Origin of the sequence: Rhizomicrobium sp. (assembly GCA_037200045.1) — a bacterium.
In the GTDB taxonomy this organism is placed as follows: domain Bacteria; phylum Pseudomonadota; class Alphaproteobacteria; order Micropepsales; family Micropepsaceae; genus Rhizomicrobium.
The window spans coordinates 192,140-213,059 of sequence record JBBCHM010000001.1; the positions used below are offsets into that span (position 1 = coordinate 192,140).

17 protein-coding genes and 1 pseudogene are annotated in these 20,920 nt (G+C 62.0%); 13 read left to right on the forward strand and 5 right to left on the reverse strand.

The window, feature by feature from the left end:
• The first annotated feature begins 1 nt into the window (after window position 1).
• The 11 genes from WDM86_00850 (at window position 2) to WDM86_00900 (ending at window position 14,121) form a co-directional block, all read left to right on the forward strand.
• Window positions 2–508: a flavin reductase family protein gene (locus WDM86_00850; protein MEI9988559.1), complete on the forward strand. Its 507-nt coding sequence runs from the start codon at window positions 2–4 to the stop codon at window positions 506–508.
• A gap of 53 nt (window positions 509–561) precedes the next feature.
• Window positions 562–2,145, forward strand: coding sequence for an MFS transporter (locus WDM86_00855; protein ID MEI9988560.1), 1,584 nt, complete (start codon window positions 562–564; stop codon window positions 2,143–2,145).
• A gap of 36 nt (window positions 2,146–2,181) precedes the next feature.
• A complete protein-coding gene (locus WDM86_00860; GenBank protein MEI9988561.1) occupies window positions 2,182–2,886 on the forward strand; it encodes an ATP-binding cassette domain-containing protein in 705 nt (234 codons plus the stop codon).
• A 14-nt stretch (window positions 2,887–2,900) separates the two neighbouring features.
• Window positions 2,901–4,349, forward strand: a complete 1,449-nt coding sequence (locus WDM86_00865) for an ABC transporter permease subunit (GenBank protein MEI9988562.1) — start codon at window positions 2,901–2,903, stop codon at window positions 4,347–4,349.
• Between the two features lie 12 nt (window positions 4,350–4,361).
• The gene (locus tag WDM86_00870; GenBank protein MEI9988563.1) at window positions 4,362–5,813 is read left to right on the forward strand and encodes a DUF3526 domain-containing protein; all 1,452 of its coding nucleotides are present in this window, start codon (window positions 4,362–4,364) and stop codon (window positions 5,811–5,813) included.
• Between the two features lie 322 nt (window positions 5,814–6,135).
• Window positions 6,136–8,814 (forward strand): alpha-ketoglutarate dehydrogenase, encoded by a 2,679-nt coding sequence (gene mdeB / locus WDM86_00875; protein ID MEI9988564.1) that lies wholly within the window; start codon window positions 6,136–6,138, stop codon window positions 8,812–8,814.
• Window positions 8,815–8,838: 24 nt separating this feature from the next.
• Window positions 8,839–10,113, forward strand: coding sequence for a dihydrolipoyllysine-residue acetyltransferase (locus WDM86_00880; protein ID MEI9988565.1), 1,275 nt, complete (start codon window positions 8,839–8,841; stop codon window positions 10,111–10,113).
• Window positions 10,110–11,795, forward strand: a complete 1,686-nt coding sequence (gene lpdA / locus WDM86_00885) for a dihydrolipoyl dehydrogenase (protein MEI9988566.1) — start codon at window positions 10,110–10,112, stop codon at window positions 11,793–11,795. The genes WDM86_00880 and lpdA overlap by 4 nt, the downstream gene beginning before the upstream one ends.
• A 76-nt stretch (window positions 11,796–11,871) precedes the next feature.
• Entirely contained in the window at window positions 11,872–12,981 is a 1,110-nt protein-coding gene (locus WDM86_00890; GenBank protein MEI9988567.1) for an IS5 family transposase, read from the forward strand.
• A complete protein-coding gene (locus WDM86_00895) occupies window positions 12,978–13,307 on the forward strand; it encodes a hypothetical protein (protein ID MEI9988568.1) in 330 nt (109 codons plus the stop codon). Before WDM86_00890 ends, WDM86_00895 begins: the two co-directional genes overlap by 4 nt.
• Window positions 13,308–13,374: 67 nt before the next feature.
• The gene (locus WDM86_00900) at window positions 13,375–14,121 is read left to right on the forward strand and encodes an alpha/beta hydrolase (GenBank protein ID MEI9988569.1); all 747 of its coding nucleotides are present in this window, start codon (window positions 13,375–13,377) and stop codon (window positions 14,119–14,121) included.
• A gap of 617 nt (window positions 14,122–14,738) precedes the next feature.
• On the opposite strand, the gene WDM86_00905 is transcribed toward WDM86_00900, so the two are convergent.
• The 5 genes and pseudogenes from WDM86_00905 to WDM86_00925 form a co-directional block, all read right to left on the reverse strand.
• Window positions 14,739–15,413, reverse strand: coding sequence for an energy transducer TonB (locus tag WDM86_00905; GenBank protein ID MEI9988570.1), 675 nt, complete (start codon window positions 15,411–15,413; stop codon window positions 14,739–14,741).
• Window positions 15,410–16,603, reverse strand: a complete 1,194-nt coding sequence (locus WDM86_00910) for a PepSY-associated TM helix domain-containing protein (GenBank protein ID MEI9988571.1) — start codon at window positions 16,601–16,603, stop codon at window positions 15,410–15,412. The genes WDM86_00905 and WDM86_00910 overlap by 4 nt, the downstream gene beginning before the upstream one ends.
• Before the next feature lie 7 nt (window positions 16,604–16,610).
• Complete coding sequence (locus WDM86_00915) at window positions 16,611–17,306, reverse strand: Fe2+-dependent dioxygenase (GenBank protein MEI9988572.1); 696 nt, start codon at window positions 17,304–17,306, stop codon at window positions 16,611–16,613.
• 2 nt (window positions 17,307–17,308) lie between these two features.
• Complete coding sequence (locus tag WDM86_00920) at window positions 17,309–19,690, reverse strand: TonB-dependent receptor (protein ID MEI9988573.1); 2,382 nt, start codon at window positions 19,688–19,690, stop codon at window positions 17,309–17,311.
• Between the two features lie 105 nt (window positions 19,691–19,795).
• Window positions 19,796–19,915, reverse strand: a pseudogene (locus WDM86_00925) (hemin uptake protein HemP).
• A 381-nt stretch (window positions 19,916–20,296) separates the two neighbouring features.
• Here WDM86_00925 and WDM86_00930 point away from each other — a divergent pair.
• Together WDM86_00930 and WDM86_00935 are read left to right on the forward strand one after the other, a co-directional pair.
• Complete coding sequence (locus WDM86_00930; protein MEI9988574.1) at window positions 20,297–20,584, forward strand: transcriptional repressor; 288 nt, start codon at window positions 20,297–20,299, stop codon at window positions 20,582–20,584.
• 8 nt (window positions 20,585–20,592) lie between these two features.
• Window positions 20,593–20,886, forward strand: a complete 294-nt coding sequence (locus WDM86_00935) for a hypothetical protein (protein MEI9988575.1) — start codon at window positions 20,593–20,595, stop codon at window positions 20,884–20,886.
• Window positions 20,887–20,920: the final 34 nt, after the last annotated feature.

The window sequence follows — 20,920 nt, forward strand, 5'->3', positions numbered from 1 at the left end:
CATGAGCGAGCAGATCGACGACAGGATGCTGCGTGACGCCTTTGGCGCGTTCCCGACGGGCGTGGTGGCCGTGGCGGCACAGGTCGACGGGAGGCTGGTGGGTCTCGCGGCCTCCTCGTTCACCACGGTCTCTCTCGACCCCCCGCTAGTGTCGTTCTCTGTCGCGAAAGGCTCGACCACATGGCCCGAGCTGCGCCGAGCCAAGCACCTCGGCGTCACCGTGCTCGCCGAGGATCACGGCGCATTGAGCCGCCAGCTCGCCGGCCCGGCCCGGGAGCGGTTCATCGGCGTCGCCTTCGAGATCACCGACAGCGGCGCGGTGATGCTCGCCGAGGGGATCGCTCAGTATGACTGCACCGTCCGCGAGGAGTTCGAAGCGGGCGATCACGTCATCGTGCTGCTCCAACTCCATACCGTCGTCGTCCATAGCCGCGGGCAGCCTCTCATATTCCACCGTAGCGAATTCCGAAAGCTTGCCCCCACGATGACGCGAGGCAACCCTTCCTGAGGCGAGCAACGGGAAGTGATGTGAATAACCATGTTCAGCAGGGGAGTAGTGAAATGACGAAGCTAACTGCGGGGGTCGCCATCGCCCTGCCCACCCAGCGCGGGTTCCTCAATAAATACAGGTCTCAGGTGCTGGCCCTCCTGACACTGGGCTTCACCCTCAACTTCATGGATCGCATGATCATGGCGGCCATCGGCATCCCGATCCGCATAGACATGCACCTGACTTCCACCCAACTCGGGCTCCTCAACGGGCTCTATTTCGCCCTCACCTACGTCGTGCTCGGCCTCCCGGTCGCGCGTATAGCCGATCGGATCAACCGAGTGGGCGTCATCGGGCTCGCCCTGTTGGTCTGGTCGGCTTTTACGATGCTTTGCGGAACGGCGGCGAACTTTGCCTCACTGGCGTTCTTTCGCTTCGGCGTGGGCGTCGGCGAGGCCGGCTTTTCAGCGCCGTCGCACTCCCTGATCTCGGACATGTACGAACCGCGAAAGCGCGCCAGCGCGCTGTCGGTCTTCAACCTTGGTATCCCGCTTGGCGGCATATTCGGCGCCGTGCTTGGAGGCTACTTCGCCGATTGGTTCGGTTGGCGTGCGGCCTTCTACTTGGTAGGCCTGCCAGGCATGATGGTCGGCGTCCTCACTTGGCTCTTCGTTAAGGAGCCGCGGAGAGGTGCCACCGATGGGCCCGCGACCGCGCTGGATCAAGCCGAAGCGGTCAAGCCCAAGTTGAGCTTGGGGGGCGAACTTAAGGAACTCGGGAGCATCGCTCGCACGCTGTTCCTGCAGTGGCCGATGGTCAACATTTTGCTGGGCATGACCCTCGTCTCCTTCTCCGGCTACGGCATCTACAGCTTCGTCTCGCAGTACGTTAACGCCAGATTCGGGTTGAGCCTTGGTGCCACCGACGTACTGGTCGGCTTGGTGATGGCCACAGCCGCCGGCGTCGGTACGCTCGCCGGCGGCTTCATCACCGACTATATGGCGAAGCGTTCGCCGAACTGGAACGCGCTGGTGCCGGCGATCGGACTGATAATCTGCGTTCCGCTCTACGCTCTCGCCTACACCAGTAGCGACTGGCGGATCATGTTCTTGATCCTGGGTGCTCCCGCCGCCCTTCATTACCTCTATATGGCGCCGTCCTTTGCGTTGGCCCAGAATGCGGTGCCAGCGTACCGGCGCGCGACGATGGCAGCACTCGTGCTCTTCGTGGTGAACTTTGTCGCGCTGGGCGGCGGTCCGACCTTCACGGGCGCACTGGTCGACTACTACGCCAACCTCACCTACGTCGACCCCAGCGTACACAGCTTTTGGCCGTCGCTAGGCGATGCCCTGCCGTACGCCCTTCGCGAGATGGTCATGGCCTATGTCGACCTCGTAACCTTCTCGTCTCATTCGACTGTCAACGCGGCGACGCAAGTCTTTGCCAATGCCTGTCCGGGCGGAACGGCGCCCGAGCACGCAAGCCTGGCCGCGGTCCATGCCTGCAGCAGAGCGCTGTCCTGGGGCAGCCAGCAGGCCATCCTCATCGGTCTGGGCGCCTACGGCTGGGGAGCACTGCACTACGTGCTGGCCACTTTCGGCTTGGCGAAAATGCTCAAGATGCAGGCTGCGACCAGCTCTGCCGGTGCGCACTAGGCGCGGGTGGAAGAGAAACGTAACAGGAGGCGACAAATGATCGAGGCAAAGGCGCTAAAGAAGCAGTTCGGGGAAAATATTGCCTTGCGCGGTCTGAACCTGCGTATCGAACGCGGTGACATATACTGTCTCCTCGGCGCAAACGGGGCCGGTAAGAGCACAACCATCAACCTGTTCCTCGATTTCCTGAAGCCGACGTCCGGCCAGGCGCTGATCGACGGACTGGTCGCGCAAGACAACCCCATCGAGACGAAGCGGGCGCTCGCCTACATCCCCGAGATCGTCATGCTCTATCGCAATTTAACGGGGCTTGAGAACCTGAGGTACTTCACCGGTCTTGCGGGGCGCGGCGACTACACAAGCTCCGATCTCTTGGGCTTTTTGAAGCGCGCCGGCCTGCCCGGGGACGCCACACACCGCAGGGTTGGCGGATATTCGAAGGGGATGCGCCAAAAGGTCGGGATCGCGATTGCGATCGCCAAACAGGCGAAAGCGCTCCTGCTCGACGAACCGACGTCTGGTCTCGACCCGAAGGCGTCTAACGAGTTTTCCGAGCTGCTCGTTGAATTGAGCAAGAGCGGCGTCGCTGTGCTGATGGCGACCCATGATCTCTTTCGAGCGAAAGAGACGGGCACGCGGGTAGGCATCATGAAGCGCGGCGAGCTTGTCGATGAGCTGAACACCAGCGACATCGGGCACGCGGACCTTGAAGCGCTTTATTTGAAGCATATGCACGATTGATTCGGAGAAATGACGTGATCTTGCGTATTGCAAATAAAGAGTTCACGGAAATCGTCCGTGACGGACGTTTCGTTTGGACGAGCCTTATCCTGGCTGTTCTTTTCATAGTTGCGATGGCCACAGGCGCGCAGCGTTATTCGGCCGATCGCCACATGCGCGATGCGGCGGCGGCCGAGGAGCGCGGCAACTGGCTTAATCAAGGCGCGCAAAATCCCCACACGGCGGGGCATTACGGCGTTTATGCTTTCAAGCCGGCTACGCCGCTTGCGCTGTTCGACCCTGGCTATGACGACTACACCGGCACGCTTCAATACCTTGAAGTGCACGTGGAGAATCGAGCGTCCTTTCCTCCGGCCGCGGACGGGACGTCTTTGCAACGCTTCGGTGCGTTGTCTGGCTCTACGGTTATGCAACTCCTGACGCCGTTGCTCATAATCCTGCTGACGTACGCCATGATCGCCGGCGAGCGCGAAGACGGAACGCTGCGTCAAGTGCTGAGTGTCGGCGTGCCGCGCTCAACTTTGATCGCCGGCAAAGCGCTCGGCGCGTTGATGGGCCTTGGCGTCGTGCTGGTGCCCGCCGCATTGATCGGAGGAGTAGGAGCGGCGCTGACGGCGGGCCAGACAGACGTGCACGCTCTCGTCGATCTTCCTGAGAAGATCGCGGTCCTCGCAGCGGCCTATGTCGTGTTCTTCATCACGCTCATCTGCTTTTCCCTGGCGGTGTCTATGCTGTCGAGGTCGTCTGCGGTTGCTCTGACCAGCCTGGTCGCGTTCTGGATTGTTACCGCTTTGCTGATCCCGCGGGTTGGAGGGGACCTCAGCCGAGTGCTCTATCCTACGCCTTCGTCCTTTCAGATCGAGGCCGAGATCGAACGCGGTCGTGAGGCCGGTCCGCATCCTCACGAGGCTACGCACCCCAATCACATAGCGTTCGAACAGCGCATGTTGCGCAAGTACCATGTCAAGCGCGCCAAGGATTTGCCTTATAGTCTCACGGGCCTTGCGCTGCAGGCCGACGAGGATTGGGCCTCGCGGGTATTCGACCAGACCTACGGAAAGGTTCGTCGAATCTTCGCGGCGCAGAACCGTGTGCGTCAGGCGCTCGGCACTTTGTCGCCTTTCGTGGCGATCAAGGCGATCTCAAGTTCGCTTTCGGGAACCGACGTTGAGTATTCAAACGACTTCTCCACGGCGGGCGAACAATATCGCCGTTCAATGGTGCGCGTCCTCAACCGAGACATTATGACCAATACAGCGCACATGGATAACTTCTCGGCAGAGTGGGGCTACACGGCAAACGGGTCGCTGTGGAGTAGGATCCCTCCATTCGATTACGACCCGCCGCGTATAGGAACGATCTTAGCGCGCAACATAACTGCAATCGCGTGCCTAGCCGGTTGGCTGTTGGCCAGCCTCGCCTTTCTTACCGTGGCGGTTCGGCTCGGCGGACGCAAAGTTTAAGGTGATACTCTGATGCTTCGTCGGATCATGATGAACGAATGGCGTATCCTCTCTCGCGAGCGGATATTGCACCTGGCTCTGCCCATCTATTGCGTCATGCTCGTCTTCGGCGTCATGGATGGAACGGCGTGGCGGAGTTTCCTTGAGTCGAACGTCGCCGCTGCACAGCGCTTGGTCGACGATCAGTTCGCTTCGGTGCGGAAGCAAGTCGATCGCATCGAAACGGGGCAGGTGCGGCCGCCTAACGTCCTCGAAGATCCGCGGATGCCCGCGGCAATGGCGCGTACTAAAAACTATGAATACGCTACGAAGCCCCCAGGCGTGACGGCCGCGATCGCCATAGGCCAGAGCGACCTTCTGGCTTCCTACGTTAAGGTACAGTGGCGGCCCATGTTCCGGCAGTCCAACGCGGGTGAGATCCAGAATCCGGAAACGCTCGCGACCGGCGTCTTCGATCTTAGTTTCGTGCTCATCTATCTCTATCCCCTGCTGATCATTGCGCTGAGCTTTAACGTGCTGTCGGCTGAGCGAGAGAGCGGAACCGAGGTTTTGTTGCTGTCGCAGCCTGTGACGGTCTCGACATTCGTTCTCGGGAAGGTGGCCCTTCGCGGGAGCATCGTGATTGGCCTCGCGGTGATCGTTTCTACCTTTGGCGTGCTGTTCGCGAATCCGGAAATCTTGTCACATGACGGCCTTTGGCGCGTTGGCGCTTTGGGCGTTTTGCTCATCCTTTACGGGGCTTTCTGGTTCGGGCTGTCTGTGCTCATAAATGCGCTCGGCTGGAAATCTGCCACGAACGCCTTGGCGATGATGTCGGTCTGGATCGCGTTGGTGCTCGTCGCACCGACAGCGTCAAACCTCATCGCCACCGAGCTCTATCCTCTGCCATCGCGCGTGGATTTGGTTGAGGCTTTGCGGAGGTCCGACAAGGAGGCGCAGCGCGAGGGTGAGGCCGGTCAAGCCCATGGCTCTGCCTCCAACCTGTTGCGAATGGGCCAAGAAGCTTCGCTCGACGTGCTCGCCCACAATTTCTATATGCAGGTGATGCAGGTCGAGCAGCAGTCCGAGGCTGAGGCGGCGCCGGTGTTCCGCCGCTTCAATGCGCAAAAGCAAAGGCAGCAGGGATTGGCCGAACGGCTCAAATATCTCAGTCCTGCGGCGATTATGCAGGTCGCGCTTACGGAATTGGCCGATACGAGCGTTCGCAGTTTTACAAGCTTCAGCGCGCAGGTTGAGCTTTATCACTCGGAGTGGAGGCGCTACTTCCTAGCGCTGGTTGAAGCCAACAGGCCCATGACGTCGGAGGAGGTCGCGCAGATTCCGCGCTTTCGATACCAGCCGGAGGCTGACTCCGTGGTCGCCCAGCGCGTTGTGGCCAATATCTTAGCGCTCAGTGGAATAGCCCTTATTGTTGTCGCAGCTGGCTTTTGGCGCCTTCGGCGATACTTGCCCGGTGCCAGGTGAAGGGCTTCCAAAATCGCATCGAGCGCAGGCTCAGACGATGCTGGCTAAGGTTTCGCCGGGAGCTTCGTGGTGTGCACAATCGGTATGCGAGCTTCCATGCGCTGCGCGACGTGAAAAAGGAACGTGGCTCCCATTTCTCGACAGAATCCGCGCGACCATCGTGCGTTGCGGCATCGAGACGACGCGCCCCGCGCCCTCGACCTGTTGAAATGCAGGCGCATCTGGATTGTGGGCTGATCTGGTCGCACAGCTTGAGAAAGACGCGACCCATGGCGTCTTCATCATTTGAGATTTCGCGCGGTAGAAGATGAGAGATGTGGACATGAATGCTCGAACGCGACGGGGATTTGGGGAGGATCGGGCTGATCTGGATCCGGCCGAAACCCTCGAATGGCGCGAATCGTTAGAGGCCGTGGTCCGCGACGGCGGAGCGGAGCGCGGTATCTTTCTGCTGCGCAAACTCGAGGAGAAGGCGCGCGAAATCGGCATGCTTTCGTCCATGCAGTCCTATTCGGCCTATCGCAACACGATTGCACTGGAGAAACAGGGAGCCTATCCGGGCGACTTAGCGCTTGAAGAACGGCTTACCTCCATCATGCGCTGGAACGCGCTGGCGATGGTCGAGCGGGCCAACAAAGCCTATGGTGAACTGGGCGGCCATATCGCGAGTTATGCCTCTGCGGCCGAAATCTTCGAAACTGGCTTTAACCATTTCTTCCGCGGCGGCGAAGACGGCGATCTCGTTTATTACCAGCCACATTCGGCCCCCGGCGTTTATGCGCGTGCCTTCCTGGAAGACCGGCTGAGCGAAAGTCAATTGGCACATTACCGCCAGGAGATCGATGGCCCCGGCCTTTGTTCCTATCCGCATCCCTGGCTGATGCCGGACTTCTGGCAATTTCCCACCGGTTCGATGGGCATCGGCCCCATCAATGCCATCTATCAAGCGCGCTTCCAGCGCTATCTCGAACATCGCGGCCTCAAGGATACGTCCGCGCGCCACGTATGGGGTGTGTTCGGCGACGGCGAGATGGACGAACCTGAAGCGATCGGCGGCCTGACGTTGGCCGCGCGCGAAGGGCTCGACAACCTCACCTTCATCATCAATTGCAATTTGCAGCGCCTCGACGGTCCGGTGCGCGGCAACGGACAGATCATTCAGGAGTTGGAAGGGCTTTTCTCGGGCGCCGGCTGGAACGTGATCAAGGTGCTGTGGGGCTCGGAATGGGATGCTCTGTTCGCACGCGACAAAAACCATGTCCTACTGCGCCGTTTCGCGGAAACGGTGGATGGCGAATACCAAAATCTCGGCGCCAAGGACGGCGACTACAATCGCTCCAAATTCTTCCAGCGCGATCCCCAATCCGCAGCGCTCGTGGCCCATATGTCTGATGCGGAGATCAACGCGCTGAAGCGCGGTGGTCATGATTTCCGCAAGCTCTATGCCGCGTTCGCCGCGGCCCGCGCTCATAAAGGACAGCCCACGGTGATCTTGGCCAAGACCAAAAAGGGCTACGGCATGGGCGGCGTGGGCGAATCGCGCATGACGTCCCACCAAGCCAAGAAGCTCGATGCCGATGCACTCCTTGCCTTCCGGGATCGCTTTGCGCTGCCGCTCTCGGATGCGGATACGACGGCGCTGCGCTTCTACAAGCCGGCAGAGGACAGTCCGGAGATGGAATATCTGCGGGCCCGACGCAACGCGCTGGGCGGCTTCATTCCCACGCGCCGCCGCAGGAGCGAAACGCCGCTTACCGTCCCGGCGCCAGACAGCTATGCGCAGTTCGCGCTTGACGCGAACGGCAAGGAAATGTCCACGACTATGGCCGTCGTGCGGATGATTGGCGCCCTGGTGAAGGACAAGGAGCTCGGGCCTCGCATCGTGCCGATCGTGGCGGACGAGGCACGCACCTTCGGAATGGCCAACCTCTTCCGCCAGATCGGCATCTACGCCCCCTTCGGCCAACTCTATGAGCCCGAGGATGCCGGCTCGCTGCTCTATTACAAAGAGGCCCAGAGCGGCCAATTGCTCGAAGAAGGCATCACCGAAGCCGGTGCGCTCTCCTCTTGGGTCGCGGCCGCCACGTCTTACAGCGTGAACGACCTCCCGATGCTGCCGGTCTACATCTATTATTCGATGTTCGGATTTCAACGTGTCGGCGATCTGATTTGGGCGGCGGCCGATCAGCGTGCCCGCGGCTTTCTCCTCGGCGCCACAGCCGGCCGCACCACGCTGGGCGGCGAGGGTCTGCAGCATCAGGACGGCACCAGCCATGTCGCCGCGACCATGATTCCCAATTGTCGCGCCTACGATGCTGCCTTCGCCTATGAGCTTGCCGTCATTTTGGACTACGGCATGCGCCGCATGCTCGAAGAGCAGAAAGATGAATTCTTCTATCTGACCGTAATGAACGAAAACTACGCGCAACCCTCGATTCCGGCGGGCGTCGAAGCCGATATCGTCAAGGGACTTTATCGTCTCGCAGGCAAAGGCGAGGAGACGACCGCGCCGCGCGTTCGCCTGCTTGGCTCTGGGACCATCCTGCGCGAGGCGATCGCCGCGGCTGAATTGCTGCATGCCGATTTCGGCATCGCCAGCGACATTTATAGTGCCACCAGCTTCGGCGAATTGGCCAAGGAGGCGCGCGGGGTCGAACGCCAGAATCGTCTCGATCCCCAGGTCGAACCGGTCAAGAGCCATGTCGAAACAATGCTTGCCGGGACGGTCCCAATTGTTGCGGTCACGGATTATGTGCGCGCCTATCCGCAACTGATCGCGCCGTATCTGACCGCGCGCTTCACGGCGCTCGGCACCGACGGTTTTGGGCGCAGCGACACGCGGGCCGCGCTGCGCCGCTTTTTCGAAGTCGATCGTCACCATATCGTGTTGGCTGCGCTCGATACGCTGGCGCGCGAGGGGCTCGTCGAACGCACGCTGCTGAAGGATGCCATCGCGCGCTATAGCATCGATACGACGCGACCCGCACCCTGGACCTGTTAAGATGAGGCGCTCCCAGTGACCGTCATGCAAGACATCACTGTTCCCGACATCGGGGATTTCAAGGACGTTGAGGTGATCGAGATCCGGGTGAAGCCGGGCGACACCGTTGCCGTCGACGACACGATCATCGTCCTGGAATCCGACAAGGCCACGCTCGACGTACCAGCGCCCGTCGCCGGCCGCATTGCCGCGGTCATGACCGCACAAGGCGATCGCGTCAGCCAGGGCTGTGTGATCGTAACGATTGAGTCCAGCGACGCAACGCCGATTAAGTCCTCAAATGGGCCCAAGCCGGTAGCTGCGGTCCTGCCCCCGACGCCGGCGATCGCTGCGGTGCCGGCCACGCCTGTGAGCCAAGCCCCTACCGTCGAACCGGCATCCACCCGCGACTCGGCAAATGTCTCACTGCCCCACGCATCGCCTTCGATACGAAAATTCGCGCGCGAATTGGGCGCCGACCTTGGCCGCGTGACCGGCAGCGGGCCGAAGGGCCGTATCCTCAAGGAAGATATCCAGGCCTTCGTCAAAACGCGGCTTGCGCGCGGCGATGTGCAGACGGGTGGCATCGGCGGGCTCAACCTGCTGCCCTGGCCGCAAATCGATTTCGCGAAATTCGGCCCTGTCGAACGGGTCGCGTTGTCGCGCGTGCGCAGGATTTCCGGCCCCAATCTCGCGCGCAACGCGGCCATCATTCCTCATGTCACGAATTTCGACGAGGCCGACATCACCGAGCTGGAGGTGCTGCGCAAAACGCTGAACAAAGAAGACCCGGACATCAGGCTCACGCTGCTTGCCTTCGTCATCAAGGCTGCAGTCGCGACGCTGAAAGCCTTTCCCGCCTTCAACGCTTCGCTCGACGGCGAGGACGTGGTTCTCAAGCGCTATTACAATATCGGCTTCGCGGTCGATACGCCCGACGGGCTCGTGGTGCCGGTGATCAAGGACGCGGACCGCAAAGGTATCCTGGAGATTGCAGGCGAAACCGCCCGCATCGCCGTCGAAGCGCGCGCCGGCAAGCTCAAAGTCGCCGATATTCAAGGTGCGACCTTCACGATCTCGTCGCTGGGCGGAATTGGCGGCACGGGCTTTACGCCGATCATTAACGCGCCGGAAGTCGCCATTCTGGGGCTCACGCGCGCGCAGATGAAGCCGGTATGGAACGGCGAGGCGTTTCTCCCGCGGCTGATTCAACCGGTCAGCCTTTCCTGGGATCACCGCGTCGTGGATGGTGTCGGGGCCGCGCGCTTTCTCGTTTACCTCGGCAAGCTGCTTGCCGATTTCCGACGGATTGCGCTGTGAAGACGGGCATTACAATTCCCGATATCGGCGACTTCAAGGACGTGCCGGTGATCGAAATCCTCGTCGCGCCCGGCGCGCGCGTGGACATCAACACCCCGCTGCTCGTTCTGGAAAGCGACAAAGCCACGCTCGAAGTGCCATCGCCCGCTGCCGGCACCATCACGGAAATAAGCGTGCGCAAGGGCGACAAGGTCAGCCAGGGTACCCTCGTCATGACGCTGCAGACGGTACACGACGCCGTGGCGACGGTTTCCGCTGCGTCGCCTGCGCCAAACGCCGCCCCCGATGCCGATCTGCATGCCGAAATTCTCGTCGTCGGTGGTGGACCGGGCGGCTATACGGCGGCCTTCCGCGCCGCCGATCTCGGCCACAAGGTCGTACTGGTCGAGCGCCGGCAGACGCTTGGCGGGGTATGCCTCAATGTGGGCTGCATTCCCTCCAAGGCGCTTTTGCATGCCGCCAAGGTGATCGACGAAGCAAAAGAGTTCTCGGCCCACGGCATTGCCTTCGGCGAGCCGGCAATTGATCTGGCCGCCTTGCAAAAATGGAAAGACGGCGTGGTCGGCCGGTTGACGTCGGGGCTGTCGGGTCTTGCGCGCAAGCGCAACGTCACGGTCGTAACCGGCGAGGCCATGTTCGTGACGCCGCACAGTGTCAAGGTTTCCGCGGGCGGCGACGTCAAGACGATCGGTTTCGATCAGGCGATCATCGCGGCGGGTTCAGAGCCGGCGACGCTGCCGTTCCTTCCCAAGGATGATCCGCGCATTATCGATTCCACGGCCGCGCTTTCGGTCGCAAGCGTTCCAGACAGGCTGCTCGTGATCGGCGGCGGCATCATCGGCCTCGAGATGGCGACGGTCTATCACGCTCTGGGTGCGAAGGTCACAGTGGTCGAGGCCACCGATCAGCTCATTCCCGGCGCCGATGCCGATATCGTTGCCCCGCTGATGAAGCGCATCTCCAAGAAATATGAACGCGTCGCGCTGAACACCAAGGTGGTCTCGGTCTTCCCCGACGAGAAAGGCATTGCGGTCCGCATTGCCGGGCCGGCGGGCGAAGAGACGGCTGTCTTCGACCAGGTGCTTTGTGCCGTCGGGCGCAAACCAAATGGCGCGGGGATCGGCGCGGAAGCGGCCGGCGTAAAGATTGACGTGCATGGCTTTATTGCAGTCGACGAGACCATGCGCACCAACATACCGCATATATTCGCCGTGGGCGATGTGGTTGGGCAGCCAATGCTGGCGCATAAGGCCACGCATCAGGCAAAAATCGCCGCCGAGGTTGCCGCCGGTCAAAACGCGGCCTTCGCGCCGCGCGCGATTCCCTCAGTGGCCTACACTGATCCGGAAATCGCCTGGGTCGGTGTCACCGAAACCAAAGCCAAAGCCCTCGGCATCGACTATGGCAAGGGTATGTTTCCCTGGGCCGCTTCGGGGCGTGCGCTATCCTTGGCGCGGAGCGAAGGGCTGACGAAGATCCTCTTCGATCCGGCCACGCACCGCATCATCGGCGCTGGGATGGTCGGCCCCAATGCCGGCGAATTGATCGCCGAAGCGGCTTTGGCCATCGAGATGGGCGCCGACGCCACCGACATCGGCTTGACAGTCCATCCCCACCCGACTTTGTCGGAAACATTTGCGTTTGCGGCCGAGGCTTTCGAGGGCACGCTGACTGACCTCTAATAGGCTGTTGAAGAAGTCCCTAGCGGGCGGTCTTTGATCGTGATTCCCTTTGGAGGTGTTTTCCGAGGGGCTGACGATGCGAGGGAGCGACGAACGGTCTGGGGCGCTTTTCAGCTACGTTGATTTGGAAGCACGGGTCCGTAAGGACCATCCTCTACGGGTGATCCGGGAGCTCGCGAACGCGGCGCTGAGCGATCTGTCGAAGGAGTTCTCCAAGCTCTACACGGACTTCGGCCGGCCCGGGATCGCGCCGGAGAAGCTGTTGCGGGCGATGCTGCTGCAGGCGTTCTACGGGGTGCGTTCGGAGCGGCAATTGATGGAGCGGATGGAGTTCGACCTTCTGTTCCGCTGGTTCGTGGGGCTCGGCGTGGACGATGCGGTGTGGGACCACTCGACCGTCTCGAAGAACCGCGACCGGCTTCTTGAGGGCAAGATCGCGGCGAAGTTCCTGAACGCGATCTTGGCCCAGCCGCCGGTGAAGCGCCTGTTGTCGAGCGAGCACTTCTCGGTGGACGGGACGCTGATCGAAGCGTGGGCATCGATCAAGAGCTTCCGCAGGAAGGACGGCAGCGACCGGGACGGCGATGGTCCCGGACGCAATGCCGAGCGCAACTTCCACAAGGAGAAGCGCTCCAACGAGACCCACGAAAGCACGACCGATCCCGATGCCCGGCTGTACAAGAAGGGCGACGGCCAGCCGGCCAAGCTCTGCTACATGGGTCATGCGCTGATGGAGAACCGCCATGGCCTGGCGGTTGGGGGCGGGGCGAGCCAGGCCACCGGCACGGCCGAACGCGACGAGGCGCTGATGCTGGTCGGTCGCCGTCGCGGGCGACGAAGACGGCGGATCACGCTGGGCGCGGACAAAGCCTATGACGTCGAAGTCTTTGTCCAGGCGCTGAAGGACCGTTCCGTCACGCCGCACATCGCCATCGACGGGCATCTGAGCAAGACTGGCAAACCGCGCAAGACCGCCATCGACGGGCGGACCTTGCGTCATGCGGGCTACGCGATCAGCCAACGCTGCCGCAAGCGCATCGAGGAGGTGTTCGGCTGGATCAAGGGTGCGGCCGGGCTCGCCAAGGTCAAGGTCCGAGGTCTGGCGCGCGTCAACGCCACCTTCGTCATGGCTTTGTCCGCCTACAATCTCGTCCGCCTGCCCAAGCTCCTGGCGGTGCAATCATGACGCTGAAGGGCAAGTGGCGCATCACCGAGATGCCGGATTATGAGGCCGACTTCCTGGACATGATGGAGCATGCCTTTATCCTGTTCGACGGCAACGGAGGCGGCGAGTTTGCCTTCGGTTGCGTCACCGGCGCCATCCAGGCAGCCGGCGACACCGACAACGTCGAGTTCTCCTGGGCCGGCAACAACGAGATGGACGAGGCTTGCGGCGAAGGATGGGCTGAACTTCAGCCCAACGGCACCCTCGAAGGCCAAATCTGCTTCCATAACGGCGACGAAGCCGACTTCAGAGCCAAACCCTGGAAGACTTCTTCAACAGCCTGCTAGACCTTGTTTTGTCGCCGGTGACTGGGTGAGAGTTGTGCGACCAATTTGCGTAAGGGGAGAAAATTGGATGACCATTGTCCTTGTCCATGGAAATCCCGAAACGGACGCGATTTGGAACGATCTCTTACCGCATCTGCGCGATGATACCATTGTTCGTCTGTCTCCACCCGGATACGGCTCGCCCATTCCTCCGGGCTTTGACTGTTCAGTCGACGCCTATCGCGACTGGTTGGCAGGCGAGCTGAAGAATTTCGCGCAACCGGTAGATCTCGTGGGGCACGACTGGGGCGGTGGACATGTCATGCGCATCGCAATGGATTATCCAAATCTAATACGGTCTTGGACGAGCGATGTGCTGGGTGTCTTCGACGGGGACTATGTCTGGCACGATCAGGCGCAAATCTGGCAGACGCCGAAGGCCGGAGAACTAGCGGTTCGGCAGATGCTGGGCGCGCCGTCCGATATGCTGGCCCAACGATACGAAAGCTTCGGTATGACCCCGCCGATTGCTCGGAAAATGGCGGCTGGTACTAACCGCGACATGGGAAGAGCAATGCTCGCATTATATCGATCGGCGGCTCAGCCGGTGATGCGCGATCTTGGTAACGGTTTGCCAAGGGCGAACGGCAAACCCGGATTGGCGCTGATCGCGACCGAAGATACCTACGGCGGCGGGGAGGAACTCGCGCGCCGTTCTGCCGAGCGCGCCGGTGCGAAGATAGCCGTCTTGAAAGGGGCGGGACATTGGTGGATGTGCCAACAGCCAAAACAAGGTGCCGACGCGATTAATGCGTTCCTGGAAAACCTGAATTAGATGGACAATGTTCTTCGTGGCGCGCCGATTGGAGCCGGCTGCCGCGTTGGGAGAAGTCCACGACCTCCCGCCACCTCGCCATGGCCGTGAACTTGCCGCACATCTACCAGCCGCCCGGATGCGTGTGGGTGCATGTGATGGTGACGCTTACCTTGCTCCGGCACGTCTTACAGAAGATTCCCGGTAGGACCGCGTTGTGCAGCGCGGTGGTCAGCCGCTTGTGCGCTTGAATGAGCCTGTACGGGTGCATTTGCCGCCGCGTCTCGCATCGCTCGCATCTTACGATGACAAGATAGTCGGCTTCGCACGCATCCGCGAGTGTCACGACCACGCCGTGAAAATTGTGCCGTCCTGTGTCTTCTACAATCAGTCGCGGTCCAGGCGACGCCCAATGCCGGTAGCGCGTCTTCCAACGCCTTGGCACCGTCGCCCCCTAAGAACCGGCATAGGTGCCGCCCATTGAAAGGGTAATTGGTTCGTGGGACAGCGTATGGCAGCAGCTTTCGTCGTCCGACGGACCATCGTGCGGACGAGCCAGAACGCGGGTCGTTCCTGGTGTCCCCGAAGGGATAGCTGGAGATGCGTCGCTGGCGGTCGGAGAAACGGCACCGCCGGACTCAGTCGTTCAGCGAAAACTCGATCGGAACGATGGCGTCCAGCTTGTTCATTCCGGCGGGCAGCGGCGGCAGCGGTTGGGCGCGCTGAATCAGCGCCAGCGCTTCGTTGTCGAGGACGGGCCGGCCGCTGCTCTTGGCGATCTCGAAGGACAAAACCCTGCCGTCGGGGTCCATCACAAAATGGAGCATCACCGTGCCTTCGATGTGCGCCTTGCGCGCTTCCGGAGGGTAGCGCTTGAAGCGGTTGAGCTGGTCGAGCAGTCGGGCGATGAAAGCATTGCGCCCTTCGCCCGTTGCGTGCGCGGGCGTCGGCACGGTAGGGGGGGATGGCGCAGGCGGGGCTGGTGCCGCGACGAAGGGGCTGGGCGTCGTCTCAATCATCACCTCCGGCGGCGGCATTGTGACCACGGCCGGCTTGGTCAGCGCCGGCGGGGGAGGCGCCAAGTCATCGAGCTTCTTCTTGACCGGATCGAGATGCACGGTGATCGCCTGCGGTTGCACGATACGCGCTGTGTGCACGCCGAAGACCAGGCCGGCCAGTACGACAATATGAGCGATGACCGTAATCAAGATGGCGCCGATGCGGTTGCTGGCGGGCGCCTGGGACTGCTGGAACCGCGCCAGCGGATGGCCCGTATCCATGTCGAAGGCCTCGCCGGACACTTGCATATTCATTTCGCCGCTCCCCCTTCGACCCATTGTGGGGCCAGGGGCTCATTCATGGTGACATGCCGCCGACGCTTTTTGACCCACATCGTGATGCCGGTGACGACGAACAAGGCCGGGGCAAAGCCGGTCAGGAAGACCAGAAAGCGCCAGATCGGATGGAGCGTCCCCTGATGAATCGGGCGTTGCCAGCCGAGGAAGCTGCCGGAAGGATCGCGCCGCGCGATCACCGTCGCGCGATAAGGATCGACGAGCACGGTCGCCGGAACCGACCCGTGGCTGAGGAAGGCGACGCTGATCGGCTGATCGGGATGCGCCGGCAGCGTGATGCTGCGCGGCGTGGCGTCCGGGAGCGCCGCTTCGGCGAGCTTGAGGGCACCGTCGGCCCCGATGGCGTCAACGCCTTCTATCGGTTCGACGTGGGGTGGGGAGGAAGGCCCCGCCGGACTCATGCCCATCGCTTGCGGCCATGCGAGAACAACGCCTGAAAAGCTCACCGCCATGAATACCGCGAATATCCAAATGCCCGCCGCCGCGTGCAGCTCGCGATGAAAGCGCAGACCTTTGGCGGTGCGCCGCACGAGGAAAGCGTATTTCCACTGGCCCCCGCGCGGCCACCACAGAACCAGGCCGGTCGCGCCGAGGATGAGCATCGCAACGCCCAGCCAGCCGACGACGAGGCTGCGGCCGTCGCGGCCCATCAGGAAATTGCCGTGCAGTTGATGCGCAAAGACCAGAAAGGGCGGCATCGCTGCCGCGCGAGTTCCGAGCACGCTGCCGCTGACCGGATCGAGGAACAACAGCTTGCTTCTGCCTGGACCACCCTCGGGAGCCGCGCCGCCCTCGCTCCTTGCGGCGTGACGATGCCGCCTTCCTTCGCGACCGCCCGTTTCTGACATTGGCCCCATGCGGGAGATTTGACCGACGCGCATCAACACGGGCTGACCCGCTATCACGGGCAGAGCGATCTGCAGCTGGTCGTGCTTGGCGATGGCCCGTGCCACATCGACGATCGCGTCGAGCGACAACACCGGACCCGTTGCCACCGCATGCGGTGGCGGATCGAGAAAATCGGCGATTTCCTGGTCGTAGACGATCGCGCTGCCCGACAGGCCGAGCAGCGCCGCCAAGATGCCGAGCACCAGGCCGATCCACATATGAACCAGGAACAGCAGCTGGCGAATTCTTATGAAGCTCATGGCATCCTCACGCATCCGCCCAGCGGCGGATGAGGTTGTGATAGAGGCCGGTGAGCCGCACCACCTCGTCGTTGTCGCCCAGCGCCTTGCGCAGGCCCTGGATGGCGGTGTCGAGATCGAACAGCAGGGTGCGGGCGCTTTCGTCGCGCACCATGCTCTGGATCCAGAAGAAGCTTGCCCAGCGGCTGCCGCGCGTCACCGGCGTGACGCGGTGCCGGCTGGTCGCCGAATAGAGTACCATGTCGCCCGCGGGCAGCTTGACGCTGTGCGTGCCATAGGTGTCCTCGATGACGAGATCGCCGCCGTCGTAATCCTCAGGGTTGGTGAGGAACAGCGTCGCCGACAGGTCGGTGCGCACGCGGATAGGCGCGGCGCTGCCCAGCGAGGGTTTCACAAAGCGGATCGCATTGTCGATGTGATTGCCGAAATTCATCCCGCCGTCATAGCGGTTGAACAGGGGCGGAAAAACGCGAAGCGGCAGCGCCGCCGAGGTGAACAATTCGTTTCGGCCAAGGGCGCGCAGGATAACCTCGCCGAGGGCGCGTGCGGCGGGCGCGTTCTCCGGAACCTGGAGATTGTATTTCGCGCCCGCCGATTGCGTGCCTGCCGTCACCTTGCCGTCCACCCAATCCGTTCCGGCCAACTGGCCGCGCATGTCCGCGACCTGGTCGGCGGAAAGGAGCTGGGGAACGTGCACCATCATGGCTAGAGCGCAGCTCCCACCGAGAAGATGAAGGTACGCCCGGCCGCCGGCGTGGCGCGGTTGCCGAAGGACTGGGAATAATAGAGCCGGTCGGCCAGGTTGTTGACGTTGAGCTGGAAGTGCAGCTTGTCGATCTTGTAGGCGATCACCGCATCGAGCTCCACAGTCTCCGGAATTTCGACGACGCGGCCGAGCGGATAGCCTGCTGCGCTCGGCGCGGTATAGGCATTGAACAGATGGCTCTGATAGAATAGGCCGCCGCCGAAGGACAGGCCCGGCAGCAGATCGACGGCATTGTAGTCGGCCCATACCGAGGCGGCGTTCTTCGGCACGAAGGTGATCTGCTTGCCGATATTGTAGGCAGTGGTGTCGAACGTCACGACGGGGCTGAGATAGGTATAGGAGGCGGTCAGGTTGAGGTGTTCCAGCACCTCGCCGGTCGCCGAGCCCTCGAAGCCCTGCACCCGCTGCTTCTGGCTGGATTCCAGCAGGATGTCGCCGGTGTTGGGATCGGTCTGCAGCGCGTTCGACTTGGTTTCCTGGAAGATCGAACCCGAAAGCCCGAGCACGCCGTCGAACAGGGCGAACTTGGCGCCCACTTCGATATTCTCGCTCTTGTCGGGCGCGAGCGCCGCTAGGGCGGCGGATGGCGGGTTGGGCGCGCCGACCACCGAGGTGCCTTCCGGCGTCACCGCCTTGCCCCAGGAGAAATAATAGGTCTGCGTCTCGTCCGGCTCGAAGACCAGGCTGGCGCGCGGATCGAACAGGAAGGACGGCATCTTGAGGTTGGTGTAGGGATAGGGCGCGGCCGGCGTCCCCACGGTCACCGTCTTCCAGTTGGCGCGATATTCATCAACGCGCAGGCCCGCGATCACGGAGAGCGTATCGAGGATCCAGAAGCGATCGGTGGCGAACGCCGCCAAGTCGGTCGCCGCGGCGCTGGAATAGAGCACGCTCGTGGCCGTGTCGCTGCCCAGGTTGGTGGGCGTTGGCAGGATCGGCGCATAGCCCGGCGGCGTCTGATGATTGAAACCGAACAGCGGGAAGCCGATATTCCCGCGCGACGCGACGTTGGTGCCGGGCGGACTCAGTTGGTAAACATAGGTCGCCGGATTGGGCAGCGAATAGGCGTAAACCGTGCGGTCCGAACTCTGATAAGAGGCGTCGATGCCGACGATCAGCACGTTGTGGAACCGGCCGATATGGAATTCGGCATTGGCGCTCGCAATATCCTGCACGCCCCAACTCGCCTGGTGATAGGGGCCGCTGCCGCCGGTGCGTACCAGCGTCTGGGTGGGATCGAACGAACCCGGTGCGGCGCCGGGGCTAGCGATGCCGAACAGGTGCAGGTTGCAGTAGTGCGTCGTGATCGTATTATCGCAGGAGTCGGTTGGGGTGTAGCGGAAATCGCGGGAATAGACGGCCACGCGGGTGTCGTTCTCCAATGTCAGCCAGTCGCTCGCGGTGTGGCTGAGCTTGGCGGTGACGAGGTCGGCGGTATTCTTGTCATGGTCCACCTTGAAGCCCATGTAGGTGCTGCGCGGTACGCCGAATTCGGTTGCCGGCTTGGCATAGATCGAGTTGGGCGGCGAGGCGACCACCACGCCGTAGTCCTGGCGCGCCGCAGTCTGTTGGTGCAGCCAGTTTAGAGTGAACACCGTGTCGGTGCCCAAGCCCAACGCGACCGAGGGCGCGATGCCGAAGCGGGTGGAATGGGTGAGGTCGCGGTCTACCACGCCGGTATCCGTCTCCATTATGTTGAGGCGGAAGGCACCGGTGTCGCTGAACTGGTAATTGATGTCGGCGGTCCCACGGTAATGATCGCCATTGCCGATCTCGCCGTTGACGAGATAGCTGTCGCCCAGATGCGGCGTCTTGGTGATGGTGTTGATCGCGCCGCCGGTGGTGCCACGGCCGAACATCAGACCGGACGGGCCCTTCAGCACCTGCACTTCTTCATAGTCGAAGCTGTCGCGCGTGTAGGCAGCGAAGTCGCGCAGCCCATCGAGATAGACGTCGTCCTTGGCGTCAAAGCCGTTGATCTTGAATTGGTCGCCCGCCAGCGTACCACCCTCGCCGATCGCGATGGTGATGCCCGGCACGTTCTTGAGAGCATCGCCCAGCGTGGTGGTCGCCTGCTGCCGCATGACCTCGCCGGTCACCACCGACACCGCCTGGGGCGTGTCCTGGATGCTGGTCGTGGGCATGGTGGAAATTGGTGGCGTATGGTTCTGCGCGTTGTGGTCCGCGTCGTCTTTGACCGTGACCGGCCCCAACGTCACCGGACCCGTATCGCTCTGCGCCAGGGCAGGCGTGGAAAGCATGAGCGCAATCACACCCAGCGAAGCGCCTGTGCGCAGCTTGGCGGCGGAAGTGTCGAACATGGAATATCCCCTCGAAGTTCAGCGTTTGATTGGACCTGGCTGGCTTCCGACCGCTGAGCGCGGATAAGGGGCTGGCTTGGCATGTGGAGAAGCAAGGCGATCCCGCTACTTGGTCAGGATCAGCTTGCGGTTGCTTGTGAGGCGAAGTCGGTACTCGGCCCCGTCATGGACCAAGACTGCTTCGCGCCCTCCGGCCAGAAGATCATTGACGCTGATCCGCGGGACCGGGCGGCCGGGCGTGACAGGAGCCTTCGAACTGGGCGACTTCCTTGCGTCCCTGAAATTGCCCGGCACGGCTCTGCCGCTCCCCCTCGCTTTACGCTGCTACAAAGCATGCTACCTAATATGCTGCAAGTGCGTTTTAGTCGCAAATGTCAGACAAAAGCCGCGCTCGCCGTCCGCGTAATGGCGTATATTGCGATTGACACTCAATATCAGATGTGATGCCTTGAAATTCCTTTTGCGAGTTATTCGTAGCTGGAGGTCGCTTTGAAGGGCCAGCAACGCGTGTTTCTTGCCATTTGACACATCGTTTGGGGCCGTCAATGGGGCTGGCTTCCCGGAAGTTGCAGATCGTTTGGCCGACGAGACAGGCACGGTGAGCGCATGAGCGGTCCCGCAAAGGCGCGTTTTGAGTTGACAGAACGACGATCGCCGCAGGCCTTCATCGATGAGTGCAAAGCTGCCGGCATCCGCATGGGGAGCAAGCGGCGCGCTATTGCAAAAGCTCTCGCCGGCATCGAAGGCCTATTCGACTTCGACTCCGTATGGGCGCGCATACGCGGCGTCGAGCCGGCGATTTCGCGCGGCACGGTCTACCTGTCGCTGCGCCGGTTTCGCGGGGCAGGTTTGATCCGAAAGCCGCATAGCCATTCCAACCAAACGGTCGAATGAGGTTCGTCATGCTGCCATCAGCGCCGGCGGAATCGGATGGTGACCGCGCCGAACATCTGCTGGTCCTCGCGTGGCGCATGCTGGTTGCCGGGCGGGCGCGTTGCCCGATGCTGCATGAACAGCTCGCGGCAGAGGTAGGGGATCACGCGATGGGCCTCTTGTCGGTGCTCAGCGTCTTTCTGATGACCCTGGGAAACGGCAATCGGCGGCGACTGTCGGTCGGCCCTTCCGGCATGTCATCACCGCACCGGCGACGAACAGGGGATGCTGACGCTTATCGCCGCCGCGCAGAGCGGGGATGACGAACGTGTCGCCGCGCATCTGCGTTGGCTGGTG